This is a genomic window from Pseudomonas sp. SIMBA_068, from assembly GCF_046534705.1.
Lineage (GTDB): Bacteria > Pseudomonadota > Gammaproteobacteria > Pseudomonadales > Pseudomonadaceae > Aquipseudomonas > Aquipseudomonas putida.
In genome coordinates, this window is sequence record NZ_JAWRYI010000001.1 from 1 (window position 1) to 25,634 (window position 25,634).

Annotated in this window: 27 protein-coding genes and 2 tRNA genes; 17 read left to right on the top strand and 12 right to left on the bottom strand. The window is 61.9% G+C overall.

From position 1 onward, the window contains the following. Together SB756_RS00005 and mgtE are read left to right on the top strand one after the other, a co-directional pair. Positions 1-77 (top strand) — tRNA-Arg (locus tag SB756_RS00005). A gap of 432 nt (positions 78-509) precedes the next feature. Then, positions 510-1,952, top strand: a complete 1,443-nt coding sequence (gene mgtE, locus SB756_RS00010) for a magnesium transporter (protein ID WP_016498500.1) — start codon at positions 510-512, stop codon at positions 1,950-1,952. Positions 1,953-2,136: 184 nt separating this feature from the next. On the opposite strand, the gene SB756_RS00015 is transcribed toward mgtE, so the two are convergent. After that, a complete protein-coding gene (locus tag SB756_RS00015) occupies positions 2,137-2,463 on the bottom strand; it encodes an Arc family DNA-binding protein (RefSeq protein ID WP_003254499.1) in 327 nt (108 codons plus the stop codon). Further along, positions 2,451-2,711, bottom strand: coding sequence for a hypothetical protein (locus tag SB756_RS00020; RefSeq protein WP_410909948.1), 261 nt, complete (start codon positions 2,709-2,711; stop codon positions 2,451-2,453). Before SB756_RS00020 ends, SB756_RS00015 begins: the two co-directional genes overlap by 13 nt. 96 nt (positions 2,712-2,807) lie before the next feature. Between SB756_RS00020 and phnN the strand changes: the two genes are divergently transcribed. Together phnN and SB756_RS00030 are read left to right on the top strand one after the other, a co-directional pair. Continuing rightward, on the top strand, positions 2,808-3,401 hold the full coding sequence (phnN, locus tag SB756_RS00025; protein WP_410909949.1) for a phosphonate metabolism protein/1,5-bisphosphokinase (PRPP-forming) PhnN: 594 nt from the start codon (positions 2,808-2,810) through the stop codon (positions 3,399-3,401). A 111-nt stretch (positions 3,402-3,512) separates the two neighbouring features. After that, positions 3,513-3,589, top strand: a tRNA-Arg gene (locus tag SB756_RS00030). On the opposite strand, the gene SB756_RS00035 is transcribed toward SB756_RS00030, so the two are convergent. After that, complete coding sequence (locus SB756_RS00035; protein ID WP_410909950.1) at positions 3,568-4,980, bottom strand: amino acid permease; 1,413 nt, start codon at positions 4,978-4,980, stop codon at positions 3,568-3,570. The genes SB756_RS00030 and SB756_RS00035 overlap by 22 nt on opposite strands. A gap of 311 nt (positions 4,981-5,291) precedes the next feature. After that, positions 5,292-5,816, bottom strand: a complete 525-nt coding sequence (locus tag SB756_RS00040; RefSeq protein WP_410909951.1) for a hypothetical protein — start codon at positions 5,814-5,816, stop codon at positions 5,292-5,294. 215 nt (positions 5,817-6,031) lie between these two features. Here SB756_RS00040 and SB756_RS00045 point away from each other — a divergent pair, with 215 nt between their 5' ends. Beyond that, entirely contained in the window at positions 6,032-7,030 is a 999-nt protein-coding gene (locus tag SB756_RS00045; protein ID WP_341796454.1) for a diguanylate cyclase domain-containing protein, read from the top strand. A 114-nt stretch (positions 7,031-7,144) separates the two neighbouring features. Here the strand turns inward: SB756_RS00045 and lpdA are convergent, their stop codons facing one another. Genes lpdA through SB756_RS00065 form a run of 4 tightly spaced genes read right to left on the bottom strand, consistent with a single transcriptional unit; the run spans position 7,145 to position 12,091 of the window. Then, on the bottom strand, positions 7,145-8,524 hold the full coding sequence (gene lpdA / locus SB756_RS00050) for a dihydrolipoyl dehydrogenase (RefSeq protein ID WP_341796453.1): 1,380 nt from the start codon (positions 8,522-8,524) through the stop codon (positions 7,145-7,147). A 2-nt stretch (positions 8,525-8,526) separates the two neighbouring features. Beyond that, positions 8,527-9,798, bottom strand: coding sequence for a dihydrolipoamide acetyltransferase family protein (locus SB756_RS00055; protein WP_084967277.1), 1,272 nt, complete (start codon positions 9,796-9,798; stop codon positions 8,527-8,529). After that, the gene (locus SB756_RS00060) at positions 9,799-10,857 is read right to left on the bottom strand and encodes an alpha-ketoacid dehydrogenase subunit beta (RefSeq protein WP_016488476.1); all 1,059 of its coding nucleotides are present in this window, start codon (positions 10,855-10,857) and stop codon (positions 9,799-9,801) included. Between the two features lies 1 nt (position 10,858). Further along, on the bottom strand, positions 10,859-12,091 hold the full coding sequence (locus tag SB756_RS00065; protein ID WP_016498508.1) for a 3-methyl-2-oxobutanoate dehydrogenase (2-methylpropanoyl-transferring) subunit alpha: 1,233 nt from the start codon (positions 12,089-12,091) through the stop codon (positions 10,859-10,861). A 198-nt stretch (positions 12,092-12,289) separates the two neighbouring features. Between SB756_RS00065 and bkdR the strand changes: the two genes are divergently transcribed. The 3 genes from bkdR (at position 12,290) to SB756_RS00080 (ending at position 15,753) form a co-directional block, all read left to right on the top strand. Next, positions 12,290-12,775: a Bkd operon transcriptional regulator BkdR gene (gene bkdR, locus SB756_RS00070; RefSeq protein ID WP_012273540.1), complete on the top strand. Its 486-nt coding sequence runs from the start codon at positions 12,290-12,292 to the stop codon at positions 12,773-12,775. Positions 12,776-13,042: 267 nt separating this feature from the next. Continuing rightward, the gene (locus tag SB756_RS00075; RefSeq protein WP_410910406.1) at positions 13,043-14,284 is read left to right on the top strand and encodes a glutamine synthetase family protein; all 1,242 of its coding nucleotides are present in this window, start codon (positions 13,043-13,045) and stop codon (positions 14,282-14,284) included. A gap of 128 nt (positions 14,285-14,412) precedes the next feature. Beyond that, positions 14,413-15,753 carry an MFS transporter gene (locus SB756_RS00080; RefSeq protein WP_341796451.1) on the top strand — a complete coding sequence of 447 codons (1,341 nt, stop codon included), beginning with the start codon at positions 14,413-14,415 and terminating at the stop codon, positions 15,751-15,753. A 68-nt stretch (positions 15,754-15,821) separates the two neighbouring features. On the opposite strand, the gene SB756_RS00085 is transcribed toward SB756_RS00080, so the two are convergent. The 4 genes from SB756_RS00085 to flgA form a co-directional block, all read right to left on the bottom strand. Further along, positions 15,822-16,565 carry a flagellar brake protein gene (locus SB756_RS00085; protein WP_341796450.1) on the bottom strand — a complete coding sequence of 248 codons (744 nt, stop codon included), beginning with the start codon at positions 16,563-16,565 and terminating at the stop codon, positions 15,822-15,824. A gap of 79 nt (positions 16,566-16,644) precedes the next feature. Then, entirely contained in the window at positions 16,645-17,112 is a 468-nt protein-coding gene (locus tag SB756_RS00090) for a flagella synthesis protein FlgN (RefSeq protein WP_019471387.1), read from the bottom strand. A gap of 49 nt (positions 17,113-17,161) precedes the next feature. Continuing rightward, on the bottom strand, positions 17,162-17,476 hold the full coding sequence (gene flgM / locus SB756_RS00095) for a flagellar biosynthesis anti-sigma factor FlgM (protein ID WP_059394767.1): 315 nt from the start codon (positions 17,474-17,476) through the stop codon (positions 17,162-17,164). A gap of 162 nt (positions 17,477-17,638) precedes the next feature. Continuing rightward, complete coding sequence (gene flgA / locus SB756_RS00100; RefSeq protein ID WP_410909952.1) at positions 17,639-18,391, bottom strand: flagellar basal body P-ring formation chaperone FlgA; 753 nt, start codon at positions 18,389-18,391, stop codon at positions 17,639-17,641. 77 nt (positions 18,392-18,468) lie between these two features. Between flgA and SB756_RS00105 the strand changes: the two genes are divergently transcribed. The 9 genes from SB756_RS00105 (at position 18,469) to flgG (ending at position 25,615) form a co-directional block, all read left to right on the top strand. Further along, positions 18,469-19,398, top strand: a complete 930-nt coding sequence (locus SB756_RS00105) for a chemotaxis protein CheV (protein ID WP_016498515.1) — start codon at positions 18,469-18,471, stop codon at positions 19,396-19,398. Positions 19,399-19,448: 50 nt separating this feature from the next. Next, the gene (cheR, locus tag SB756_RS00110; RefSeq protein WP_016498516.1) at positions 19,449-20,276 is read left to right on the top strand and encodes a protein-glutamate O-methyltransferase CheR; all 828 of its coding nucleotides are present in this window, start codon (positions 19,449-19,451) and stop codon (positions 20,274-20,276) included. Between the two features lie 346 nt (positions 20,277-20,622). Next, entirely contained in the window at positions 20,623-21,033 is a 411-nt protein-coding gene (gene flgB, locus SB756_RS00115) for a flagellar basal body rod protein FlgB (protein ID WP_016498517.1), read from the top strand. Positions 21,034-21,035: 2 nt separating this feature from the next. After that, positions 21,036-21,479, top strand: a complete 444-nt coding sequence (gene flgC, locus SB756_RS00120; protein ID WP_016498518.1) for a flagellar basal body rod protein FlgC — start codon at positions 21,036-21,038, stop codon at positions 21,477-21,479. Between the two features lie 12 nt (positions 21,480-21,491). Continuing rightward, entirely contained in the window at positions 21,492-22,193 is a 702-nt protein-coding gene (flgD, locus tag SB756_RS00125; RefSeq protein ID WP_341796448.1) for a flagellar hook assembly protein FlgD, read from the top strand. Between the two features lie 28 nt (positions 22,194-22,221). Next, positions 22,222-23,544, top strand: coding sequence for a flagellar hook protein FlgE (gene flgE, locus SB756_RS00130; RefSeq protein ID WP_341796447.1), 1,323 nt, complete (start codon positions 22,222-22,224; stop codon positions 23,542-23,544). A 155-nt stretch (positions 23,545-23,699) separates the two neighbouring features. Beyond that, the gene (locus SB756_RS00135) at positions 23,700-23,882 is read left to right on the top strand and encodes a hypothetical protein (protein WP_016498521.1); all 183 of its coding nucleotides are present in this window, start codon (positions 23,700-23,702) and stop codon (positions 23,880-23,882) included. Between the two features lie 159 nt (positions 23,883-24,041). Continuing rightward, a complete protein-coding gene (locus tag SB756_RS00140; protein WP_019471397.1) occupies positions 24,042-24,782 on the top strand; it encodes a flagellar basal body rod protein FlgF in 741 nt (246 codons plus the stop codon). A 47-nt stretch (positions 24,783-24,829) separates the two neighbouring features. After that, positions 24,830-25,615, top strand: coding sequence for a flagellar basal-body rod protein FlgG (gene flgG / locus SB756_RS00145; RefSeq protein ID WP_016498523.1), 786 nt, complete (start codon positions 24,830-24,832; stop codon positions 25,613-25,615). Positions 25,616-25,634: the final 19 nt, after the last annotated feature.

Here is a 25,634-nt window from a genome sequence, read left to right on the forward strand (position 1 = left end):
GGACTCATAGCTCAGCTGGATAGAGTACTCGGCTACGAACCGAGCGGTCGCAGGTTCGAATCCTGCTGAGTCCGCCATATCCCATCAAGAAGCCCGCTCAGTTGAGCGGGCTTTTTGTTTTTCTGCGCCACTGAATTGTTGGCCATGTCGATCTAAGCTCTTCTGTAATGTTTGTGGTGTAGCTTGAGGCCGCTGGTGCGGCGCCGAATTCGATCAGGCATCGCAAACACATCTACGCACACAACAAATGTGCTTTAAACGCCAGAGCCGCCGTCGCACTGATAGCTTCAAGCGTTGTCCCACCTTTATCGCGCAAACGATTGTTCTGGCCAAAAATTTAAGCGATCTGACAGCTTTAGCAGTGTATGATTGCGCCCGTCAGCCCCGCCGGGGCTTGTGGAAAACCACCATGGACTTACCCAGTAGTTACTCGCTAACACGATTCATACAGAAAGATCTGACCGATTGATTCTCCCGGCGTGCTCCGCTGCTGGGAGTGGAGTTCGCCTATGACTGAAGTAGAAGTAAAAAAAGCGCAAGAAAGCCTGCAGGATCGCCTGGCCCAGGTGGTCGAACTGCTGCAACGCCAGCGTGTGGTCGAAGACCTGACGCACCGCCAGGAAGGCGCGCACAACGACTTGGTCGAAAACCTGGTCCACCGCCAGAATCTCGTCGAGCTGCAGCGCAAGCTCGATGATCTGCACCCCGCCGACATCGCCTATATCCTCGAAGCCTTGCCCCTGGAAGACCGCCTGACGGTCTGGCAGCTGGTGCGCTCGGATCGCGATGGCGACATCCTGCTTGAAGTTTCCGACTCGGTTCGCCAATCGTTGATCGCGGACATGGACGATCACGAGCTGCTGGCCGCCGCCAAGGAAATGGACGCCGACGAGCTGGCCGACCTGGCCCCAGAGCTGCCGCGCGACGTTGTTCACGAGCTGATGGAAACCCTCGATGCCCAGCAACGCGAGCGTGTGCGCTCGGCGCTGAGCTACGACGAGGAGCAGGTCGGTGCGCTGATGGACTTCGAGATGGTCACCATCCGCGAAGACGTCAGCCTGGAAGTGGTGCTGCGCTATCTGCGCCGCCTGAAAGAGCTGCCCAACCACACCGACAAACTGTTCGTGGTCGATTACGACGGCATCCTCAAGGGGGTGTTGCCGATCAAGCGCTTGCTGGTCAACGACCCGGAGAAGAAGGTAGCGGAGGTCATGGCGACCGACCCGGTGTCCTTCCAGCCCGAGGAAGATGCCTATGATGCAGCGCAGGCTTTCGAGCGTTATGACCTGGTATCGGCACCTGTAGTAGACAAAGGCGGGCGCCTGATCGGCCGTTTGACCATCGACGAAATGGTCGACCTGATCCGTGAGGAGAGCGAGAGCGAAGTCCTCAACATGGCGGGCCTGCGTGAAGAGGAAGATATCTTTGCCTCGGTCTGGCGCTCGTTCCGCAACCGTTGGGCATGGCTGGCGATCAACCTGATTACCGCTTTTCTCGCTTCCCGCGTTATCGGGCTGTTTGAAGGCTCGATCGAAAAGCTGGTGGCGTTGGCTGCGTTGATGCCTATCGTTGCGGGTATTGGTGGCAACTCGGGTAACCAGACCATCACCATGATTGTCCGCGCGATGGCGCTGGACCAGGTGTCGCCGGGCAATACCAGCCGCCTGATGCGCAAGGAGTTGGCAGTGTCGCTGATCAACGGCCTGGTGTGGGGCGGAGTGATCGGTGCGGTGGCTTTCTGGCTGTATGGCAGCTGGTCACTGGGTTTGGTGATGACCGCCGCAATGACCCTGAACCTGTTACTGGCAGCGCTGATGGGCGTGCTCATCCCGATGACATTGGCCCGCCTGGGCCGCGACCCGGCGATGGGGGCGAGTGTGATGATCACTGCCGTGACCGACAGTGGCGGCTTTTTCATCTTCCTCGGCCTGGCTACGCTGTTCCTGCTGTAAACCGATCTTTCCCTGTGGGAGCGGGCATGCCCGCGAACACCGGCGCAGCCGGTGCCATCCACCGCGTCGCCTGATTCGCGGGCTTGCCCGCTCCCACAGTGGTCCTGCAATGGCGTATGCCGTTGCCGTAGGCCAGCCACAAAAAAGCCAGCTTACGCTGGCTTTTTCATGTTCGCTGCAGACCTCAGGAAGCGTCAGCGGCCATTTCCACATCGTGAGCGATGAGGGCCACCAGGGCGTTCTGCTGGCGGTGGGACAGTTGACGGAAGCGCTGCAGCAACTCGCGCTCATGCAGCGACAGCTCAGGGCTGTCCAGGCGCATGCTCAGCTCGTCACCCAGCGCACCTTCCTGGATAAGGCTCTGTTCCAGGCGCGCGATGATTTCGGAGTTCATGCTGCGGTGATGGTTTCGCGCTACCTCGGCAATGCGCTCACGCATCCCGTCTGGCAGGCGGACGACGAACTTGTCAGCGGTGCGGCTCGAATAAATAGCCTGTTTCATTGGGCGCATATAAATTGACCGGAGTTTGGTTCAGGGGAAGCGGTTCTCAAATTGGCCGCACGGGGTGGAAGTACGACCGTGGCGACGACAAAATGTTCAACCGGCAGTAAAAATGGGTGCTCATCTTGCCTCATCATCGCCGTTTCCTTGGCGTCAATTCTGTGACAAATAGTGAGCCGGATAAAGGCTTTCTGCCAGTACCAATTATCAGAAATGAGCACTGGTTTGAAAAGTTTTACATGCTCCGGCTTGCCCAACCGTCAGTCTTTTGCCGTCAAAAACTGGTAAAACGCAGCAAAAGGCAAGGAAAACACCTAGAATGCGGCGGTTTCCCTTCATAGAGCATAGTGGCTATGCAACATGACGCAAGCGACCGTCGATCAGGGTCAGGCCGGTTGATATTTCTGATAGGACCGTCGGGTTCGGGGAAAGATTCCCTGATCGACGCTTCGCGTGAGCGACTGGCGGCCGCCGGGGTAGAAATTGCCCGTCGCGTCATTACCCGTTCGGCCGAAGCCAAGGGCGAAGCCGCTCATGGGGTTACGCCCGAGCAGTTCGAGACCCTGCGTGCACAGGGCGCATTTGCCATGCACTGGCGCGCCAACGGCCTGGACTATGGTATTGCGCAGCAGGTGGACGAGTGGATGGCGGCGGGCAGGGCAGTGCTGGTGAATGGCTCGCGCGCCTACCTGGCCGAAGCGCGCCAGCGTTACCCGGACCTGCTGGCGGTGCTGGTCGAGGTCAGGCCCGAAGTGCTGCGTCAGCGCCTGCTGGCCCGTGGCCGCGAAAACGCCGAGGAAATCGAGCAGCGCCTGGCTCGCAGCGCCCGTTTGCAGGCACCGCCCGATCCTTCAGTGCATGTGCTGGACAACTCGACAACCCTGGAGGCAGCGGTCGCAGCCCTGTTCGGGCTGCTTCGCGATGAAGGGGTTCTGCCACCGGTGTAGCAGTGCCAGAAAAGGATTACGCGAAAAAGCCCGGCAGGTGCATGACAAACGCCAGCATGCTGGTTAACATGCTGGCCATCCCGCTGCGCAGCGCTCGCTGCCGGTCGTAGCGTCTCAGTAGCTCAATTGGATAGAGCATCCCCCTCCTAAGGGGAAGGTTGCAGGTTCAATTCCTGCCTGGGACGCCATTTCTTGTTTCTCCCGTTTTTGCCTCCGCCTCCTGTGCAGCCGCCGCCGTCCGTTTGCGCGTCAGGAAGTACCCCGCCACTACCAGCACCACCGTCAGCACCGTGAACCAGAACTGGAAACGCGACGCCGGTTCGAACGCCTGGGTGCCGATCACTGCCAGCAAGGCGAACAGCGCAACGATATTGGCGTACGGGAACAGCCAGGCGCGGAAGGCCTTGGGGTCGATCGCTTCATGACGGGTTTTCCAGCGCATGGCCACGTGGGCGATGATGATGAAGATCCACACGACCATCACGAGGCTGCCGGTACTCTTGGCCAGGGTCATGAACAGGTCGCCGGCGCTGATAAAGTGCACGGTCAGGATCATCGTGCAGATCGACAGGCTCAGCAGCAATGCATTGATCGGCACGCCCTTGGCACTGGTGCGCGAGAACAGCTTGGGCGCGTGCCCGCGCTGGCTCAGCGAGAACAGCATGCGCGAGTTGGAGAACATGAACGAGTTCATCACCGACATGAACGAGACGAACAACACCAGTTTCATGGCCACCGCCGCACCACCGAACCCGGCCAGGCTGAACAGCGAAACATAGGGCGAGGCCAGGTTGGCCTTGTCGGTCCATGGCAGGCACAGGATCAGGATCGACACCGAGCCGACGTAGAACAGCATCACGCGCAGGATCACGCTCTTGATCGCGCGGATCACGTTCTGCCGCGGGTTCTCCGACTCACCTGCGGCCACGGCGGCGATTTCGCTGCCGCCCAGCGAGAAGATCACCACGATGACACCCGCCATTACCGGCGACAGGCCGTTGGGCATGAAGCCGTCGTGGGCGGTGAGGTTGACCAGGCCAGGCGACGGAATGTCGTGGTGCAGGCCAAGCAGGATCGAGATGCCCAGCAGCATGAAGATGAGGATGGTGGCGACCTTCATCGCCGCCAGCCAGTACTCCACTTCGGCAAACGAACGCACCGAGTAGGCGTTGCTGGCCATCAGTGTCACCAGCATCAGGAAGGCGCCTGCCCAGATCGGCAGCCAGGGTAGGAAGTCATGCAGGATGGCGCCCAGCAGGACTGCTTCCAGGGTGATGGTCATCATCGACTTGAACCAGTACAGCCAGCCGACTGCAAACCCGGCCCAGTCGCCGAGCCAGGTGTTGGCGTAGGTCGAGAACGACCCGGCATCCGGGTTGCGGCAGGCCATTTCGCCCAGCATGAACATGACCAGGGTGACCACCAGGCCACCAATGAAATACGACAGGATGGCCGCAGGCCCTGCCGATGCGATCAGTGAGCCCGAGCCCATGAACAGGCCTGCACCGATCACCCCGCCCAGTGCGATCATGGTGATGTGCCGCTGCTTGAGGCTTTGCTTCAAACTGTTGGATTGCATTTCCTTGTCCTCTCTTATTGTTGGGGGGACCTGACAACGTCCCCCAACGCAGGCATCGTCATGCGCCTGCGTCCACGCGTGGCAAATAGCTACCAGCCTGCCAACCTGGACAATAAGGCCAAGGACCTCAAACGAATTCTCTGCACAACATCCTGCCGATTTTTCCTGAGATCGGTTATGGCGCCGGTAGCGGTGCAGTTGACCAAGCCATGCACCACCTGAACATCGACACCGCCGGGCGCCTTCAAACGGGTCAGGTTGGGGAGCCTTTCACGACCCGCGGCACTTTCGTACCGACCGCCGCAACTCCCTCATGCCGTGCCGGCCGCTTGTTGCTCTTCATCCAGGCCGTCCGCCTTGGCGAGCTGCTCTTGCGCTTTCTCCTCGATCTTGCGCTCGATGTCCTCTTTCATGCGCTGGGCGATCAACTCGTCGACCTTTGCTTTCATTTCTGGCGGCAGGGCGTCGTACTCTTCTTCGGTCAGGCCTATTTCACGCAGCAGTTTTTCCTTGATCATCTCGCCGGGTGACTTGGACATGAAGTCGTGAAACTCCTGCCGGGCAGTCTTGGGTGGCAGTGGTTCTCCGATCACCGGCTCGGTGGTCGCAGAACCCAGGTTTTGCAGCATCACCTTGAATTTGGCAAAGGCTTCTTCGCGAGCATCCTCAGCGTTTTGCTGAGCGGTGTTGCCTTGGCGCTGCTGTTGGGTCGCCGTGTTGGCGGTGGTTATTGGCGTGCCGGCTGGCGCAATCTCGGCCACTGTCTGCTCATCGTTGGCGTGCCGAGGCTGATGGAGCGTGGGCTGCCAGCTGACGCCGTTAGGGGCGATTATCATGTTTCCTCCTTGGAAATAGCGTTGGCAGCTACCCAGCGCAAAAGCCATGCCAGCGCTGTGCCGGTCGAAATCAGGCCTTTGGCGCTATTTCGGTTGCGCGCTGGCGGGCATATGCTTGCCTGTCCAAGGCATGATCTTGCCGCCTGCGGCAATTACCACCACTGTCGGCAGCCCCTTGACCGGAGCGCAGTTGCTGGGCATCAGGGAGAGCGTCCATGAATCAGGAAACCAGGCCGGCACCCGCCAGCTTCAGTGAACAGCAATTGCACACCTTGTTCGAGTTGATCAGTGATGGCATCTGGGACTGGAATGCCAACACCGGCTACGTCTATCGCAACCCCGGCTGGTACGCCATGCTCGGTTACGCCAGCCACTCCATGGCCAACTCGGTACTGACCTGGGAAAGTGTGATCCACCCCGAGGACTACCCGCGGGTAATGGCGCATTTCGAGGCCTATATCAACCAGCGCAACGAGCGCTACCTCATCGAATACCGCTGCCGTTGCCAGGATGGCAATTACATCTGGATCGAAGACAGCGGCTACATCATCGGCCAGAACGCAGACGGTTCGGTGGCGCGCATGCTCGGGGCGCACCGCAACATCGACGCCGGCAAGCGCCTGGTGGCGCAGCTGGAGCAGAAGAACCAGTCGCTGGAGTGCCAGGTGGCCGAGCGTACCCGCGAGCTGTCCTGGGTGAACCAGCAGTTGCAGCGGCAACTGGACGAAAACCTCGAGTTGGCCGAGCGCGATGCGTTGACCCGCATTGCCAATCGCTATCGGCTGGAAAAGTCGTTGCAGACGGAGTGCGAACGCGCCCAGCGATTCCGTCAGCCGTTGTCGCTGATCGCCATGGACATGGACGATTTCAAACCGATCAACGACCGCTACGGCCACGCCCGTGGCGATGCGGCGCTGGTGTTGGTGGCCGATAACTTGCGTACCTGCCTGCGCGAGCTCGACGTGTTGGCGCGCTGGGGTGGCGATGAGTTCGTCATCGTGCTGCCCCAGACCACGCTGGGCGAGGCGCTGGATGTGGCGGCGGGCTTGCGCCAGGTGATGGAGCAGCTGGAGCCGGTGGGCGATTGCCGGCTGACCCTGAGCTATGGCGTGGTGCAATGGCAGGAAGGGGAGGACCAGCATGCGCTGCTGGCGCGTGCCGACAAGGCGCTGTACCGGGCCAAGGCGGCCGGCAAGAATGCCATAGCCCCATAGCCTGACGCGGTCCGACAAGGGATCGCGCAGGTGATGGGGATCAGTGCCTGGATGAAAAAAGACCCGCAGCGCCTCTCGGCGCAGCGGGCCAAATCGGCCTTGGCCGCTTCAGTGTCAGATATGCAGGGCGTGGCCCAGGGCGCGCAATGCCGCTTCCTGTACCGCCTCACCCAGCGTCGGGTGGGCATGGATGGTGCCGGCCACATCCTCCAGGCAGGCGCCCATCTCCAGCGATTGGGCAAACGCGGTGGACAGTTCGGAAACCGCCACGCCAACGGCTTGCCAGCCCAGGATCAGGTGGTTGTCCCGCCGTGCCACCACGCGCACGAATCCGCTCTTCGCTTCCAGGCTCATGGCCCGGCCATTGGCGGCAAACGGGAACTGCGCGACGATGCAGTCCAGCCCTTGCTGGCTGGCCTGCTCCGGGGTTTTACCGACTACCACCACTTCTGGGTCGGTGAAGCACACCGCAGCAATCGCGGCAGGCTCGAAGCGGCGTGCCTTGCCAGCGATGATCTCGGCGACCATTTCGCCCTGGGCCATGGCCCGGTGCGCCAGCATCGGTTCGCCAACCACGTCGCCGATGGCCCAGACGTTGTGCATGCTGGTCTGGCAGCGCGCGTCGATGGCAATGGCGGCGCCGTTCATTTTCAAGTCCAGGCACTCCAGGTTGAAACCTTTGGTGCGCGGCCGGCGGCCGACGGCCACCAGCACCTGGTCGGACTCCAGGCGCAGTTGCCCGCCCTTGCCGTCGTTGGCCAGCAGGCAACCGTTTTCGTAACCTTCGACGCTGTGGCCCAGGTGCAGGGCGATGCCCAGCTTTTTCAACGACTCGGCCACCGGGGCAGTCAATTCGCTGTCGTAGGTCGGCAGGATGCGCTCACGCGCTTCCACCACGCTTACTTGCGCGCCCAGCTTGCGGTAGGCAATGCCCAGTTCCAGGCCGATATAGCCACCGCCCACCACCACCAGGTGCTGCGGCAGGGCTTTCGGCGCCAGGGCTTCGGTCGAGGAAATCACCGGCCCGCCCAGTGGCAGCATCGGCAGTTCGACGCTGCTGGAGCCGGTGGCCAGCAACAGGTGTTCACACTGGACACGCTGGCCATCAACTTCGACCTGCTTGCCGTCGAGCACCTTCGCCCAGCCATGAATTACCTTGACCCCGTGCTTTTTCAGCAGGGCGGCCACACCAGTGGTCAGGCGGTCTACGATGCCGTCCTTCCAGGCCACGCTCTGGCCGATGTCCAGGCGCGGCGAGGCAACGCTGATGCCCAGTTCCGACGGCCCGGCGAAGCGCGAGGTCTGGTGGAACTGCTCGGCCACATGGATCAGCGCCTTGGACGGAATGCAGCCGATATTCAGGCAGGTACCGCCCAGCGCCTGGCCTTCCACCAGCACGGTAGGGATGCCCAGTTGCCCGGCACGGATGGCGGCCACATAGCCGCCAGGGCCGCCGCCGATGATCAACAGGGTAGTCTGGATAGTCTGTTGCATGCTTACTCCACGAACAGGCAGGCAGGTTGTTCGAGCAGGCCACGCACGGCCTGGATGAACAGGGCGGCGTCCATGCCATCGACCACGCGATGGTCGAACGAGCTGGACAGGTTCATCATCTTGCGCACGACGATCTGGCCGTCGATCACCACCGGCCGCTCAACCATGCGGTTGACGCCGACAATCGCCACTTCCGGGGTATTGACCACCGGCGTGCTGACGATGCCACCGAGGGCGCCCAGGCTGGTCAGGGTAATGGTCGAGCCCGACAATTCTTCGCGGTTGGCCTTGTTGCTGCGTGCAGCGTTGGCCAGGCGCGAAATCTCGCCGGCATTGGCCCACAGGCTGCCCGCTTCGGCGTGGCGCAGCACCGGTACCATCAGGCCGTTGTCACCTTGGGTGGCGATGCCCACATGCACCGCGCCATGGCGGGTGATGATCTGCGCTTCGTCGTCATAGGTGGCGTTGATCTGCGGGAAGTCACGCAGCGCCACGACCAGTGCACGCACCAGGAACGGCAGCAGCGTCAGCTTGCCGCGGCTGTCGCCGTACTTGCTGTTGAGCTGCTGGCGCAGGGCTTCCAGGGCGGTGACGTCGATTTCTTCCACATAGCTGAAGTGCGCGACCCGGCGCTTGGCGTCCTGCATGCGCTGGGCGATCTTGCGGCGCAGGCCGATCACTGGCACCTGCTCGCTGTCGCTGCGCTTGGCATAGCCATTGGGGGCTTGCCCGGCGGCGCTCTGCGGCTTGCTCATGAAGGCGTCAAGGTCTTCGTGCAGGATGCGCCCGGCCGGGCCGCTGCCGTGCACATAGCGCAGTTCGATACCGGTATCCAGCGCACGCTTGCGCACAGCCGGTGAGGCCAGCGGCTTATCGCCCGGCTGGCGCGGCACGATGGGCGCAGCTTCGTGGTTGGCGGGTGCCTGGTACGCAGCGGGTTTTACGTCTTTCTGCGGTTCTGGCTTGTCTGCCACAGGGGCGGCGGGCGTTTCTACCTGTTTGGCCTGAGGCACATCCACATGGTTACCGCTGCCTTCCACTTCGATGCGGATCAGCTCGCTGCCGACCGCCATCACTTCACCTGGCTGGCCACCCAGGGCCAGCACCTTGCCGCTGACCGGCGAAGGGATTTCCACGGTAGCCTTGTCGGTCATGACGTCGGCCACCACCTGGTCCTCGGCGATCATGTCGCCGACCTTGACGAACCATTCCACCAACTCGACCTGTGCGATGCCTTCGCCAATGTCCGGCATCTTGATGACGTGCGTGCCCATTCAGACCTCCATGACCTTTTTCAATGCCGCACCTACCCGCGAAGGCCCTGGGAAATACGCCCATTCCTGCGCGTGAGGGTAGGGGGTGTCCCAGCCGGTGACGCGCTCGATCGGCGCCTCCAGGTGGTGGAAGCAGTGCTCCTGCACCAGCGACACCAGTTCGGCACCGAAGCCGCAGGTACGGGTGGCTTCATGCACCACCACGCAGCGGCCGGTCTTTTTCACCGACTCGACGATGGTGTCCAGGTCCAGCGGCCACAGGCTGCGCAGGTCGATCACTTCGGCATCGACGCCGCTTTCTTCGGCAGCCACCTGGGCCACGTACACCGTGGTGCCGTAGGTGAGCACGGTCACGTCATTGCCGGGGCGGGTAATGGCGGCCTTGTCCAGCGGCACGGTGTAGTAACCGTCGGGCACGGCGCTGTGCGGGTGCTTCGACCACGGCGTTACCGGGCGGTCGTGGTGGCCGTCGAACGGGCCGTTGTACAGGCGCTTGGGCTCCAGGAAGATCACCGGGTCGTCGCATTCGATCGAGGCAATCAGCAGGCCTTTGGCGTCGTACGGGTTGGACGGCATGACGGTGCGCAGGCCGCACACCTGGGTGAACATCGCTTCCGGGCTCTGGCTGTGCGTCTGGCCGCCGTAGATGCCACCGCCGCATGGCATGCGCAGGGTCAGCGGGGCGATGAACTCGCCGGCCGAACGGTAACGCAGGCGCGCCATTTCCGAGACGATCTGGTCGGAGGCGGGGTAGAAGTAGTCGGCGAACTGGATCTCCACCACCGGGCGCAGGCCGTAGGCGCCCATGCCCACGGCGGTACCCACGATGCCGCTTTCGGAGATTGGCGCGTCGAATACGCGGGACTTGCCGTACTTGTTCTGCAGGCCTTCGGTGCAGCGGAACACGCCGCCGAAGTAGCCGACGTCCTGGCCGTAGACAACCACATTGTCGTCGCGCTCAAGCATGACATCCATGGCCGAGCGCAGGGCCTGGATCATGGTCATGGTAGTGGTGGCCATGGCGGTTTCCGGGTTGATGCTGTTGTTGTGATCGTTCATCTCAAACCCCCAGTTCCTGGCGTTGACGGCGCAGGTGGTCGGGCATTTCCTTGTACACGTCCTCGAACATCGAGGCGGCGCTCGGGATGTGACCGTTGGCCAGGGTGCCGTACTGCTCGGCTTCTTTCTGCGCGGCAATCACAGCAGCCTCGAACTCGGCCGTGGTGGCCTGGTGTTCTTCCTCGGACCAGTGGCCGATCTTGATCAGGTGCTGCTTCAGGCGGACGATCGGGTCGCCCAGCGGGAAGTGGCTCCAGTCATCGGCGGGGCGGTACTTGGACGGGTCGTCCGAGGTCGAGTGCGGGCCCGCGCGGTAGGTGACCCACTCGATCAGGCTTGGGCCCAGGCCGCGGCGGGCGCGTTCGGCGGCCCAGCGCGAGGCGGCGTATACGGCGACGAAGTCGTTGCCGTCAACCCGCAGCGAGGCGATGCCGCAACCTACACCACGGCCGGCGAAGGTGGTCGACTCGCCACCAGCGATGGCCTGGAAGGTAGAAATGGCCCACTGGTTGTTGACCACGTTGAGGATCACCGGGGCACGGTAAACGTGGGCAAAGGTGAGGGCTGTGTGGAAGTCTGACTCGGCGGTGGCGCCGTCACCGATCCACGCCGAGGCGATCTTGGTATCGCCCTTGATCGCCGAAGCCATGGCCCAGCCGACCGCCTGCACGAACTGGGTCGCCAGGTTACCGCTGATGGTGAAGAAGCCAGCCTCGCGTACCGAGTACATGATCGGCAACTGGCGGCCCTTCAGCGGGTCGCGCTCGTTGGAGAGCAGCTGGCAGATCATCTCTACCAGCGACACGTCGCGGGCCATCAGGATGCTTTGCTGGCGGTAGGTCGGGAAGCACATGTCGGTGCGGTTCAGCGCCAGCGCCTGGCCGCTGCCGATGGCTTCTTCGCCCAGGCTCTGCATGTAGAAGGACATCTTCTTCTGGCGCTGGGCAACCACCATGCGGCTGTCGAAGATCCGCGTCTTGAGCATGGCGCGCATGCCTTGGCGGAGGATTTGCGGGTCGATGTCTTCAGCCCACGGGCCTTGGGCGTCGCCTTGCTCATCGAGCACGCGGACCAGGCTGTAGGACAGGTCGGCGGTGTCGGCAGCATCGACATCCACAGGGGGTTTACGGGCTTGACCTGCATCGTTGAGGCGCAGGTAGGAAAAATCGGTCTGGCAGCCTGGCCGGCCGGTGGGCTCGGGCACATGCAAACGCAGGGGGGCGTACTCGTTCATGCTTTTTACGCTCGCTCGGGTATTTGTTTTTGTGAGCTCTGAAGCGGCCGCCGCTGAATACCTGCTTGTGACTGGTAGGTCAGCGTCATCTACATCTTAGTGGCCCGGCAGGAGAATTTTTCTCTCAAGTTGATTGCCTTTGCCGAGCGGTGCAGATAAACATTCCGCATAAACACAAAAAACCGGTGATTTTGTCTCATGCGCAAACTCGATCGTACCGATATCGGCATTCTCAACAGCCTGCAGGAAAACGCCCGCATCACCAACGCCGAGCTGGCACGCTCGGTCAACCTGTCGCCCACGCCCTGTTTTAACCGGGTGCGGGCCATGGAGGAACTGGGGGTAATCCGCCAGCAGGTGACCTTGTTGTCACCCGAGGCGCTGGGGTTGGATGTAAACGTGTTCATCCATGTCAGCCTGGAAAAGCAGGTGGAGCAGTCGCTGCACCGCTTCGAGGAGGAGATTGCCGAGCGCCCCGAGGTGATGGAGTGCTACCTGATGACGGGGGACCCGGATTACCTGTTGCGGGTACTGCTGCCGAGCATCCAGGCGCTGGAGCGGTTTCTCGATTACCTGACGCGGTTGCCGGGGGTGGCCAATATCCGCTCGAGTTTTGCCTTGAAGCAGGTGCGGTACAAGACCGCTTTGCCGTTGCCGGCCAATGGCATGACCTTGCGCGAGTAGCCCATCTGTAGGAGCAGCCTTGTGCTGCGAAGAGGCCATCAGCACCAGTAGAGAAGCAGCGGCCATGCGGGCCTCTTCGCAGCTCAAGGCTGCTCCTACGGATCCCGGCGTGCCCCGTAGGTGCTTGATATTTTAAACACCCCCAGCCTATGTTGTTGTCAGCGTACAACAACAAGGACAAGCGTCATGAGCACCGCTCCGCTTCAGGGCATCGATGAAATCGAATGCGTCACCCCCGACCTCAACGGCGTCCCGCGCGGCAAGGTGATGACCGCCGAAGGCTTTCTGGAAGGCCGCCGCCTGCAGATGGCCCGGGGGGTGTTGCTGCAATGCATCATGGGCGGCTACCCGCCGGCGAAATTCTACGGCAGCGACGACGGCGACCTGGCGCTGGTGGCCGAACCCAGCCAGGTCCATCGCCTGCCCTGGAGCAGCGACGGTCGCGCCCTGGCCATCTGCGATGCCATTGAACTGGATGGCCGGCCCTCGGCACTGTCCACCCGTGGCCAGCTCAAGGCGGTCATCGCCCGCTACGCGGCCCTGGGGCTGGCGCCCGTGGTGGCGACCGAACTCGAATTCTTTGTTTTTGCCCCCAACAGCGACCCGCAGCAGCCGTTCCAGCCACCCGTAGGCAGCGATGGCCGTCGCGAGCTTGGCCATTCGGCGTTCAGTGTCAGTTCCAACAATGGCCTGCGCCCGTTCTTCAAAGAGGTGTACCACTGCATGGCCGCGCTCGGCCTGCCGCGCGACACGTTCATGCACGAAATGGGCGTCAGCCAGTTCGAGATCAACCTGCTGCACGGCGACCCGCTGGTGCTGGCTGACCAGACCTTCCTGTTCAAGCATCTGCTCAAGGAAGTGGCGCTCAAGCATGGGCTGACCGTGGTGTGCATGGCCAAGCCGCTGGCGCGCACGCCCGGCAGCTCCATGCATATTCACCAGAGCCTGGTCGAGGCCGGCAGCGGGCGTAACGTGTTCAGCGACGAGCAGGGCCAGCCGACCGACACCTTCCACCATTTCATCGGCGGCCTGCAGGCGTGCATGGCCGACTTCACCGCGCTGTTCGCGCCCAACGTCAATTCCTACCAGCGCCTGTGCCACCCCTATGCCTCGCCAAACAATGCCTGCTGGTCTGAGGACAATCGCGCCGCTGGCCTGCGCATTCCGGCCAGTGCGCCGTCAGCGCGGCGGGTCGAAAACCGTTTGCCCGGTGCCGACACCAACCCATACCTGGCCATCGCCGCCAGCCTGGCTGCCGGGCTGCACGGTATCGAGCAGCGCCTGCAACCTTCGCCGGCCATTCAGGGCGAGTTTGAAGTGCCCGAGCACCTTAGCCTGCCGTGTACCCTGCATGCCGCGCTCGAACGGCTCAAGCGCAGCGCACTGGCACGGGAACTGTTCGGCAGCGAGTTCATCGAAGGCTACATCGCCAGCAAAACCCTGGAGCTGACCGATTTCTACGACGAGATCACCCCGTGGGAGCGCCGGGTGCTGGCGGCACAGGCCTGATCGCGACACGACCTGCACCGGACACGTCCCCGCCACCGCATTTTGCTGGCGGGGGCCTGCACTGACCGGCATTTGCCCTTATGCTGCTAGCACCTACCGCCACCTGACCAGGGAGCTTCTCGGTACGTATGCGAAATGTATGGAAGCCGTTTCAGTCGTTGTATTTCGCCGCGCTGATGATGTTGATCGGTTCGGGCCTGCTCAGTACCTACCTGGCCCTGCGCCTGGCGGCCGACAATGTCGACAGCCTGTGGGTGGGTGCGTTGATGGCGGCCAACTACTTTGGCCTGGCCGTCGGCGGCAAGGTCGGCCACCGGCTGATTGGCCGGGTCGGGCACATTCGCGCCTATGCCACTTGCGCCGGTATCGTCGGTGCGGCGGTGCTGGGGCATGGACTGACCAATTGGCTACCGGCCTGGGTCGGGCTGCGAATGATCGTCGGCCTGGGCATGATGTGCCAGTACATGGTCATCGAGAGCTGGCTCAACGAGCAGGCCGATGTGAAACACCGCGGTGCGGTGTTCAGCGGCTACATGATCGCCTCGTACCTGGGACTGGTGCTCGGCCAGCTGATCCTCGTGGTGCACCCTGAGCTTGGCCCGGAGCTGCTGATGCTGGTGGCGATGTGCTTTGCCCTGTGCCTGGTGCCGGTGGCAATGACCCGGCGCATCCACCCGGCGCCCTTGCGCCCGGCACCGATGGAACCGAAGTTCTTCATCAAGCGCGTGCCGCAGTCGCTCAGTACGGTATTGGGCTCGGGGTTGATCGTCGGCTCGTTCTACGGCCTGGCGCCTTTGTACGCCTCAAGCCAGGGGATGGCGACCGAGCAGATCGGTCTGTTCATGGGTAGCTGTATTTTTGCCGGCCTGCTGGTGCAGTGGCCGCTGGGCTGGTTGTCTGACCGTTACGACCGGGCGGTGCTGATCCGTAGCGTGGCAATAGGCCTGGCGCTGGCGGCTGCGCCATTGGCGATACTTCCCAGTGTTCCCCTGGAGATGCTGTTCGGTATCGGCTTCCTGATTTCGTTGCTGCAGTTCTGCCTGTACCCGCTGGCGGTGGCGTTTTCCAACGACCACGTGGAAAGCGAGCGGCGGGTGTCGCTGACGGCCATGCTGTTGGTGACCTATGGCGTGGGCGCGTGTATCGGGCCACTGGCGGCGGGCGTGCTGATGAAAGTGCTGGGCCCGCAGATGCTCTATGCGTTCTTCGTGTTCTTCGCCCTGGTGCTGGTGTGGCGCATTCGGCCGAAAGCGGTTACCGGGCTGCACCAGGTGCAGGATGCACCGCTGGGCCACGTGGCGATGCCGGCGGCCGGTTCGCCCTTGTCGGCAGCGCTGGACCCTCGGGTGGATGAGCAGACCGTGCAGGACGTGATGCAGGCGCCGGTGGCGGCGGAAGACACCGAAGAGGAAGAGAAGGGCGCTGAGAAGGGCCTTGAGCCGGAGAGTGAGGTCAGCAAGTCGATGTAGGCCGGCACTGGAAGAACACAAATGAAAACGCCACCTGAAAAGGTGGCGTTTTTGCATTTGGCCGACGATCAATAATCGTCCTTGTCGAACCGCCGCGCCTCGCGTTGCAGCTGGTACACAAAACTCTCGATCTTGCGCTGTGCCTGCCCGCTCAGGTTATGGAAGCGCACGCCAGCGAAGGTGGTGTTGATGTGCTCTTCATAGTGCAGGTGACGCAGTTCGACCATGGTGTCCACCAGGCCCAGCGGGTTACCCGCCTTGAAGCGCTCGTACACCTGGCCCAGTTGCAGGCGGCTTTCTACATCGCCTTCAAAACGCAGCTTGCAGCCGGTGGCCGAGATATCCAGCAGCTTGCCACGCAGGGCGCCGTTACCCTTCAGGTGGGTGCCATCGAGGATGATGTCGACCAGTTGCGACAGCTTCAGCGCGGCGCGGAAGGCGTTGCGGCGCTGGTGGTAGGTCATCTCTTGAGGCATGGCGCCGCTGTAGCAGCGGTGGCCGTCGACTTCGCTGATCTTCAGCTCGTGGTTGCATTCCCAGGCGATGCGCACGCCATCGTGGAAGCCCTCAACGCGGAAGTGCTCGCCGTTTTCGATGAATTTTTCACCGTCGCGCGGGATCATCTCGTCCAGTGCCAGGGTGTTGCTTTCACGGTCCACGTGCACCACGTAGCTTTGGAAGCGCTGGCTGCGGTCATGGAAGGTGATGATCAGGGGGTCGTGGCTTTCCTGCAGTTGCCGCAAGTTGGCCGCAATCTCCAAGGGGGTGTTCAGCACCTTTGGCGGTTGCGGGGCTTCGGTTTCATTGAACACGGCTTATCGTTCTCCAGGCAAAAGCGACACACGCAAGTTACGGCATTTTGCCAGTATGTTCCGTGCCTTGATAGAAAAATCACACTTGGCTGAGGGCCCGTGGCTTGGCCAGCAGCGAGGTGCTGCCGCGGCTGTCGTAGAGCGACGGCGAGTCGCCGCCCATGAGGATTCTGATCTGGTTGTTGGTGACGTGTTGCTGCACCTGGATGATCCGGCCGTTGGTCTGGTTGACCTGCTGGCAGTCATCCATCAGTTTCGACAGCATGTCGAGCCGCTGCAGCATCGCTTCGCCATGGGGCGATTGGGCGGCTACCGCTTGCACGCCAGTGCGATCGGCACTCAGGCCCAGGCTGCCGAGCAACTGGCTGCGGCGCTGGCCATGCTGCTCGAGCAAGATGATCAGCGACTGCTTGCGCGCCAGAATCTGTTCCAGCAGCGGCATGTCGCGGCCATGCAGGGCGATCGCTTCTTTATTCAGAAGGTCGAGCAGTTCCTGCATCGGGGCAATGTCATCTTCGATCAGTTGCAGCAAGGTGGTGTCGTGCATGGCTAACTCTTGGCTTTTCTAGCGTCCGTGAAGTCAGCGCGCCGAACGGTCAGCGCTGGGCTTCGAAATCGAGCAGTTTGCTGGCGATCTTGCCGGCATCGACCTGATAGCTGCCGTCGGCGATCGCCTGTTTCAACTGGGCCACACGGGCACTGTTGACGACTGGCTCGTCGCGCAGCTTGTCGCTGATCTTCTGCAACTGCTGTGCCTCTTGGCTGAGGTGTACCGCTTCTCCGCTGGCGCTGGTGCTGGTGGCCGCTTCCTGGCTGGCGGCCGGTTTTTCGGCGCTGCCGGGCGCGGTATTGCCGCGCACGCCGCCCGTGACGGACGGAGAGTTATTCAAACGACTGAAGTCGATGACCATGATCAGGAACCTCTGGGTATTTGGACGCTTGCCTTGTTTTCGGCCAACCCGAAAGAAACTTTAGGCACAAATGCATAGCCGCCTGTCAGCAAGCTCGCGAACCCGTTCTCTGACACAGTTTAGGAAATGCGGTTCCTCACTGCCAGCGCAATCTGTGGCTGGCTACATACTCACCTCGACCTGGCCCGGGCCAGTAACCCGGGCCTTGACCACCCGTTTGGAGTTCAGGTTGCGTACCCGTATCTGTTCGCTCAGGCCGCCCTTGCTCAGGGCTTCGCCCGGCATGCGCACGCTGAGGCTGCCGCTACGGGCGATGATCACCACCTGGTCGCCCTTGCGCACCACCTCGGCCCGCTCCAGATGCTGCGGGGTGAGCACCTGGTCGATCACCGTGGGGCGCAGCATCTTCATGCCCACCGCCTGGTCCAGTTCGGTCAGAAAACCCTGGCCAAGGGTGCCGACATCGCGCTCGCGCAGGGCCACGTCGCCTTCGCCCACCGTGTTATCGCGCTTGAGTGGACGGGTGACCACCACCACGTCGCGGAACAGCCGCACCGTGGCCGGGACAAACACCGTCCACGGGGCCGTACTGTCGCAGCGCACCCGTACCGTTACCCGGCCAAGTGGCAGGGAAGGGCTTTCCAGCGAGGCGTCTAGCTGCTGGCTGCACAACGGCATGCGCAGGCGGGGGTCCAGCGGGTTGACCTGGATTTCATAGCGGCCGGGGGTCTGGGTGGTGGCCAGGTAATCTTCTACCGTGAATTCAAGAAACCCTTGGGTGACACCGATAAGCTGTTCAGGCAAGGTAAGCGCGTCCGCTACCGTGCGAACGCCGGGCGCCAGCAGGCACAGCGTGGCCAGCGAGCCAGTCAGCAGGCGCGTCAATCGTCGGAAAAATGTCGTTTTCGTATGCATGACGCTCAAAAAAGCAAAGCCCGTGCCGACTCGTAACTTGAGTTGCAACGAAAGGCTGAAAGATTAAGGAGTCTGGCATGGCGGGTGTTATGGATTCGGTCAACCAGCGCACGCAGCTGGTGGGGCAGAATCGCCTGGAATTGCTGCTGTTCCGCCTCAATGGCGAACAGCTTTATGGCATCAACGTGTTCAAGGTCAGGGAAGTGCTGCAATGCCCTGCGCTGACCCTGCTGCCCAAGGCGCACCCTGTGGTGCGTGGCGTTGCCAACATCCGCGGGGCGACCATCCCGATCCTCGACTTGTCGATGGCCACCGGGTTACGGCCGCTGCAGGAAGAAACACGCAACAGCTTCGTGATCATCACCGAGTACAACACCAAGACCCAGGGCTTCCTGGTGCACTCGGTGGAGCGCATCGTCAACATGAACTGGGAAGAGATCCATCCGCCACCCAAGGGCACCGGCCGTGACCACTACCTGACTGCGGTCACCCGGGTGGACAACCGCATGGTCGAAATCATCGACGTGGAGAAGGTGCTGGCCGAGGTTTCGCCGTCGTCCGAATCGGTGTCGGCCGGGGTGATCGATGCCGAGGTGCAGGACAAGGCGGTGCTGATGCGGGTGCTGACCGTCGATGATTCGTCGGTGGCGCGCAAACAGGTCAGCCGCTGCCTGCAGACCGTGGGGGTGGAAGTCGTGGCACTCAATGATGGCCGTCAGGCCCTGAACTACCTGCGTCAGCTGGTGGATGAGGGCAAAAAGCCGGAAGAAGAGTTCCTTATGATGATCTCGGACATTGAAATGCCGGAAATGGACGGCTATACGCTAACGGCGGAGATCCGCAGCGACCCGCGCATGCAAAAATTGCACATCTGCCTGCATACTTCGCTTTCCGGGGTGTTCAACCAGGCAATGGTCAAGAAGGTCGGCGCCGATGACTTCCTGGCCAAGTTCAAGCCGGACGACCTGGCCCAGCGGGTGGTCGACCGGATCAAGGCAGCGCATTGAAGCAGCCGGGGCAAGCCCCCGGCACCAGTGATTGAAAAGAGGCGGCAGTAGTGTCTACGGGTAATTTGGATTTCGAACAGTTCCGGGTATTCCTGGAGAAAGCCTGTGGCATCCTGCTGGGCGAAAATAAGCAGTACCTGGTTTCCAGCCGTCTCAACAAGCTGATGGAACAACAGGGCATCAAGAGCCTGGGCGAGCTGGTGCAGCGCATCCAGGCCCAGCCGCGCAGTGGGTTGCGCGAGCAGGTGGTCGATGCCATGACCACCAACGAGACCCTGTGGTTTCGCGATACCTACCCGTTCGAAGTGCTGAAGAACAAGGTGATCCCCGAGTTCATCCGCAACAACCCCGGCCAGCGCCTGCGCATGTGGTCGGCGGCCTGTTCGTCGGGGCAGGAGCCGTATTCCATCTCGATGGCAATCGACGAGTTCGAGCGCAGCAACCTTGGCCAGTTGAAGATGGGGGCGCAGATCGTTGCCACCGACCTGTCCGGCACCATGCTCACCAACTGCAAGACCGGTGAGTACGACAGCCTGGCCATTGCCCGCGGTTTGTCCCAGGAACGCCTGCAACGCTACTTCGACCCCAAGGGGGCGGGGCGTTGGGCGGTCAAGCCGGCGATTCGCAGCCGCGTCGAGTTCCGCTCGTTCAACCTGCTTGACAGCTATGCCAGCCTGGGCAAGTTCGACATCGTGTTCTGCCGCAACGTGCTGATCTACTTCTCGGCACAGGTGAAGCGCGACATCCTGCTGCGCATTCACAGCACACTGAAGCCAGGTGGCTACCTGTTCCTTGGCGCCTCGGAGGCGCTGAACGGGTTGCCGGACCATTACCAGATGGTCCAGTGCAGCCCGGGGATCATCTACCAGGCCAAGTAGACACAGGCGCGGTCCTTGTAGGAGCAGCCTTGTGCTGCGAAGAGGTCGGTGCAAGCGCAGTTGATCAACTGTTCTTTCACCGGCCTCTTCGCAGCACAAGGCTGCTCCTGCAGAGGCCGGTATGGATCTCAGATAGTCTGACGTCAATTTTTTGTTTTGCCGCTTTTGCCGCCCGGCAATTGCCGCTTTCGCCGCCCAAGGCGGAAGGTCTTTGCCGCTTTTCTGGCATCACCCTGACACCACTCCACCTCGAAAGCCCATGTTTCCGGGCTTTGCAATGATTGGCACAGCCCTTGCTATACCTTGCTCAACGAAATTCCGGTCAACCTCTGAAGGTTTCCCCGACATGAGCATCAGCTTCGACAAGGCGCTTGGTATTCACGAAAAGGCCATGGGCTTCCGCGCCCAGCGCGCCGAAGTGCTGGCCAACAACATCGCCAACGCCGACACGCCCAATTACAAGGCGCGTGACATGGACTTCGCCTCTGTGCTGGCCGCCGAAAGCGACAAGCAGCAAAGCGGCCGCTTCGCCATGGACCGCACCAATAGCCGCCACATCGAAGCCGAAGGCCTCGCCATCGCGGCCGACGATACCCTCAAGTACCGCACGCCGCTGCAGCCATCGATTGACCAGAACACCGTGGACGCGCAGATCGAGCAATCGAACTACACCGAAAACGCCATTGGCTTCCAGGCCAGCTTCACCTTGCTCAACAGCAAATTCAAGGGGCTGGTATCGGCCCTGCGGGGAGAATGACCATGTCCCTTTCCAGCGTCTTCAACATTGCCGGTAGCGGCATGAGCGCGCAGAACACGCGCCTGAACACCGTGGCTTCCAACATTGCCAACGCCGAAACCGTCTCGTCGAGCATCGATCAGACCTACCGCGCTCGCCACCCGGTGTTCGCCACCACCTTCCAGGATGCGCAGGCTGGCACCAGCCAGTCGCTGTTCGACGACCAGGGTGAAGCAGGGCAGGGCGTGCAGGTTAAAGGCATCGTGGAAGACCAGAGCACCCTGGAGGCTCGCTACGAGCCAAACCACCCGGCAGCGAACAAGGACGGCTACGTCTACTACCCGAACGTCAATGTGGTCGAGGAGATGGCTGACATGATCTCCGCCAGCCGTGCGTTCCAGACCAACGCCGAGCTGATGAACACGGCCAAGAGCATGATGCAGAAAGTCCTGACCCTGGGGCAGTGATAGGAAGCCGACATGACCACTACCAATTCAACCTCTGACGTCAGCAGCGCGTACCTGACATCGCTGCAGAAGCAGACGTCGAAGACCGACAGCAGTACCGGTGCTGCCGGCAGCGCGCTGGGCAAAGATGCTTTCCTGCAGTTGCTGGTTACCCAGATGAAGAACCAGAACCCGCTCGATCCGCAGGAAAACGGCGAGTTCGTGGCGCAGCTGGCGCAGTTCAGCAGCCTTGAGAGCATGCAGTCGCTCAATGACTCGGTGACCTACATCGCGGCTGGGCTGCAATCCTCCCAGGCGCTGCAGGCTTCGTCGCTGGTCGGGCGCAATGTGATTGTCCAGACCGACAAGGCCGTGGTCGACACCAGCAAGGATATGAAAGGCACTGTCAACCTGACGTCGTCGAGCACCGCCACCTCGGTGGGCATCTACGACAAGGACGACAAGCTAGTGCGCACCCTCGATCTGGGTACTCAGAAAGCCGGCAAGATCGACTTTACCTGGGATGGCCTGAACGACGACGGCGAAGCAGCGCCAGCCGGTACCTACACCTTCAAGGCCACTGCTTCGATCGATGGCACGGCCACGGCCATGACCACCAATCTGCCCGCCTCGGTCACCAGCGTGACCATGGGCACCAACGGTTCGGAGATGACACTCAACCTGGCCGGGTTGGGCAGTGTTGCTCTTTCCAAAATCCAAAGCATCGGCATCTAGGGCCTGAGCAAAACGACAGGAGTTACACATGTCTTTCAATATCGGCCTTAGCGGCCTCTATGCAGCAAACAAGGCCCTGAACGTTACCGGCAACAACATTGCCAACGTTGCCACCACCGGCTTCAAGTCGTCGCGCGCCGAGTTCGCCGACCAGTACTCCAACTCCATTCGCGGCACCAGTGCCGGCAAGAACGTGGTGGGCACTGGCGTGAAGACTGCCGCCGTGTCGCAGATGTTCACCCCGGGCAACATCAATGGCACCGGCCAGGCGCTGGACATGGCCATCGATGGCAACGGCTTCTTCGTGATGAACGACAATGGCTCGAAGATCTACACCCGTGCCGGTGCCTTCTACAGCGACAAGGACGGCTACGTGGTCAGCTCGTCGGGGGCCAACCTGCAAGGTTATGCAGTGGATGCCAATGGCAAGATCATCCAGGGTGTGCTGACCAACCTGCAGATCGACACCTCGAACCTGACGCCGAACCCGACCGGTCGCATCTCCGAGAACGTCAACCTCAACTCCACCGCGACTGCACCCACCCAGACGCCGTTCGATCCGACCAATACCGGCACCTATAACTACACGTTCAATACCGACGTGTACGACAGCCAGGGTAACGCGCACCAGCTGAACCAGTACTTCGTCAAGGACGCCACCAGCAACTCCTGGACCATGTACACCACTATCGACGGGCGCAACCCGGCCGATCCGACCTCGACCACGCCGCTGTCCAACAAGCTGCCGTTCAAGTCTGACGGCACCCTGGACACCGCCTCGATGACGGAAGGTCCGGTAGCCGGCGGCATGACCATCGCCGCCAACAAGACCTTCACCCTCAGCAACTGGATCCCGGCACAGAAGAACGCCGCCGGTGTATGGGGTGCCAACGGCGCTACCGCCAACGTTGCGGGGGTGAACCTGGACATGCTCGGTACCACCCAGTACAACGCCGCCTCCGCCACCACCGCGAAGAGCCAGGACGGCTTTGCCACCGGTGAGCTGTCGGGCCTGACCATCGACGAAAGCGGCAACATGTTCGCCAACTTCACCAATGGCCAGGACAAGGTGATCGGCCAGGTGGCTATCGCCAACTTTGCCAACCTGCAGGGCCTGACCCCGATTGGTGGCACCAACTGGAAAGAGTCCTACGCCTCGGGCGTGCCGGTGATCGGCGCCCCGGACACGGGTACCTTGGGCCAGATCACCGGCGGCGCACTGGAAGACTCCAACGTCGACCTGACCGGCGAGCTGGTCAACCTGATCAAGGCGCAGAGCAACTACCAGGCGAACGCCAAGACCATTTCCACCGAAAGCACCCTCATGCAGACCATCATCCAGATGACCTGATGGTCGCCTGCTAGTGTGGTTTTGTCTGTAATTGGGGCTGCCTTGCAGCCCATCGCCGGCAAGCCGGCCCCCACAGGAGGTTGCAATTCCCTGTGGGAGCTGGCTTGCCGGCGATGGGCCGCAAAGCGGCCCCAGGTTCTTCAAGGTTCACACCCATGAAACGGCTAATGCTTACCGCCCTCCTGGCCATGGCCTTGCCGCTCTCGGCCGCTCCCGCCCCGTTCTACCAATGGCAAAGCCTGGCCACCGGCCGCTACCTGTGCTCGGCCAGCAATCCGGGGGAGGGTTGGGTCCGCCATTCCGGCCCCTACAACAACGCCGCGTGCCGCACCTTCTGACAAGCCCTTGCCGCAGGCGGCAAACATCCGCCGACAAACTGACGTTTGTTGCCCCTTGCCGCGCTGAAACCCCCGTAAACAGGCGGTTTCAGACTTGGTTCGATTATTGCTTCGAACCTGCCCAGTGACAGCGCGGCAGCGACGCGCAGAGGAGATACTGTGGACAAGTTGCTTTATGTGGCCATGACCGGCGCCAGCCAGAACGCGCTGGCGCAAAAGGCCCACGCCAACAACCTGGCGAACATTTCCACCAACGGCTTTCAGCGTGACCTGGAACAGGCGCGTTCGATGCCGGTGTTCGGCGACAGCTTTCCGGCGCGCGCCTTTGCCATGACCGAGCGCCCGGCCACCGACTTCAGCGAAGGCCCGTTGGTCGAGACGGGTCGTGACCTGGATGTTGCCGTGACCGGCAAGGGCTTCATCGCTGTGCAGGCACCGGACGGCAGTGAAGCCTACGTGCGTACCGGCAGCCTGAACATCGACGCCCTCGGCGTGCTGCGTGCCGGCAACGGCATGCCGGTGATCGGCAACGGTGGCCCTATTGCCATCCCGCCGGAGCAGAAGGTTGAGGTCGGCGCCGACGGCACCCTCAGCATTCGCTCCATGGGTGAAGACCCGCGGGTGATGGCCGAGGTCGACCGCATAAAGCTGGTCAACCCGGACACCAAAGGCCTGACCAAAGGCCTGGACGGTCTGATCCACACCACCTCTGGCCAGCCGGCCGACGCCGACGTCAACGTGCGGGTGGTGGCGGGCTTCCTGGAAGGCAGCAACGTCAACGCTGTCGAGGAAATGACCTCGGTGCTGGCGCTGTCCCGCCAGTTCGAACTGCACGTCAAGATGATGAACACGGCCAAGGAAGGCGACGAAGCCATGGCTCGGGTTTTGCAAATCGGCTAATCACTTTTGAACGGGTGCCGTAAAACAGGCGCACGAGGAGAAACTACATGCTTCCGGCTCTTTGGGTCGCTAAAACCGGCCTGTCCGCCCAGGACACCAACCTGACGGTCATTTCCAACAACCTGGCCAACGTCTCCACCACCGGCTTCAAGCGTGACCGTGCCGAGTTCGCTGACCTGCTGTACCAGATCCGCCGCCAGCCCGGCGCCCAGTCCACCCAGGACAGCGAGCTGCCTTCGGGCCTGCAGGTCGGTACCGGTGTGCGCATTGTCGGCACCCAGAAGAGCTTCGTCGCCGGCAGCCTGCAGACCACCGAAAACCCGCTGGACATGGCCGTCAACGGCCGTGGTTTCTTCCAGATCCTGCAGCCGGATGGCACGGTGTCGTACACCCGTGACGGCACCTTCCACCTGAACTCCGACGGCCAGATCGTCACCGCCAACGGTTACGCCCTGGAGCCTGCCGTTGTCGTGCCGAACGACGCGCAAACCTTCACCGTCGGCCAGGACGGCACCGTGTCGATCACCACGGCCGGCAACCCTGCGGCGCAGGTGATCGGCAACATCCAGACTGCCGACTTCATCAACCCGGCTGGCCTGCAGGCCATCGGCGACAACCTGTTCCTGGAAACTGCCGCCAGTGGCGCGCCGCAAGTGGGCACCCCGGGCCTGAACGGTTTCGGTACCACCCAGCAGCAGACCCTGGAAAACTCCAACGTCAGCACCGTGGAAGAGCTGGTGAACATGATCACCACCCAGCGCGCCTACGAGATGAACTCCAAGGTCATCTCCACCGCCGACCAGATGCTGTCGTTCGTGACCCAACAGCTCTAAGCCCTGTCGCTTCGTTACA

Coding starts and splice junctions, on each gene's coding strand:
- flgM (WP_059394767.1), bottom strand. CDS start 17,476: ATGGTCATCGACTTCAGTCGTTTGAATAACTCTCCGTCCGTCACGGGC.
- flgD (WP_341796448.1), top strand. CDS start 21,492: ATGACCACTACCAATTCAACCTCTGACGTCAGCAGCGCGTACCTGACA.
- bkdR (WP_012273540.1), top strand. CDS start 12,290: ATGCGCAAACTCGATCGTACCGATATCGGCATTCTCAACAGCCTGCAG.
- SB756_RS00135 (WP_016498521.1), top strand. CDS start 23,700: ATGAAACGGCTAATGCTTACCGCCCTCCTGGCCATGGCCTTGCCGCTC.
- flgA (WP_410909952.1), bottom strand. CDS start 18,391: ATGCATACGAAAACGACATTTTTCCGACGATTGACGCGCCTGCTGACT.
- SB756_RS00015 (WP_003254499.1), bottom strand. CDS start 2,463: ATGCGCCCAATGAAACAGGCTATTTATTCGAGCCGCACCGCTGACAAG.
- SB756_RS00075 (WP_410910406.1), top strand. CDS start 13,043: ATGACCGCCGAAGGCTTTCTGGAAGGCCGCCGCCTGCAGATGGCCCGG.
- SB756_RS00065 (WP_016498508.1), bottom strand. CDS start 12,091: ATGAACGAGTACGCCCCCCTGCGTTTGCATGTGCCCGAGCCCACCGGC.
- SB756_RS00055 (WP_084967277.1), bottom strand. CDS start 9,798: ATGGGCACGCACGTCATCAAGATGCCGGACATTGGCGAAGGCATCGCA.
- SB756_RS00060 (WP_016488476.1), bottom strand. CDS start 10,857: ATGAACGATCACAACAACAGCATCAACCCGGAAACCGCCATGGCCACC.
- flgE (WP_341796447.1), top strand. CDS start 22,222: ATGTCTTTCAATATCGGCCTTAGCGGCCTCTATGCAGCAAACAAGGCC.
- flgB (WP_016498517.1), top strand. CDS start 20,623: ATGAGCATCAGCTTCGACAAGGCGCTTGGTATTCACGAAAAGGCCATG.
- flgC (WP_016498518.1), top strand. CDS start 21,036: ATGTCCCTTTCCAGCGTCTTCAACATTGCCGGTAGCGGCATGAGCGCG.
- SB756_RS00045 (WP_341796454.1), top strand. CDS start 6,032: ATGAATCAGGAAACCAGGCCGGCACCCGCCAGCTTCAGTGAACAGCAA.
- flgG (WP_016498523.1), top strand. CDS start 24,830: ATGCTTCCGGCTCTTTGGGTCGCTAAAACCGGCCTGTCCGCCCAGGAC.
- SB756_RS00040 (WP_410909951.1), bottom strand. CDS start 5,816: ATGATAATCGCCCCTAACGGCGTCAGCTGGCAGCCCACGCTCCATCAG.
- SB756_RS00105 (WP_016498515.1), top strand. CDS start 18,469: ATGGCGGGTGTTATGGATTCGGTCAACCAGCGCACGCAGCTGGTGGGG.
- mgtE (WP_016498500.1), top strand. CDS start 510: ATGACTGAAGTAGAAGTAAAAAAAGCGCAAGAAAGCCTGCAGGATCGC.
- lpdA (WP_341796453.1), bottom strand. CDS start 8,524: ATGCAACAGACTATCCAGACTACCCTGTTGATCATCGGCGGCGGCCCT.
- SB756_RS00035 (WP_410909950.1), bottom strand. CDS start 4,980: ATGCAATCCAACAGTTTGAAGCAAAGCCTCAAGCAGCGGCACATCACC.
- phnN (WP_410909949.1), top strand. CDS start 2,808: ATGCAACATGACGCAAGCGACCGTCGATCAGGGTCAGGCCGGTTGATA.
- SB756_RS00080 (WP_341796451.1), top strand. CDS start 14,413: ATGCGAAATGTATGGAAGCCGTTTCAGTCGTTGTATTTCGCCGCGCTG.
- SB756_RS00090 (WP_019471387.1), bottom strand. CDS start 17,112: ATGCACGACACCACCTTGCTGCAACTGATCGAAGATGACATTGCCCCG.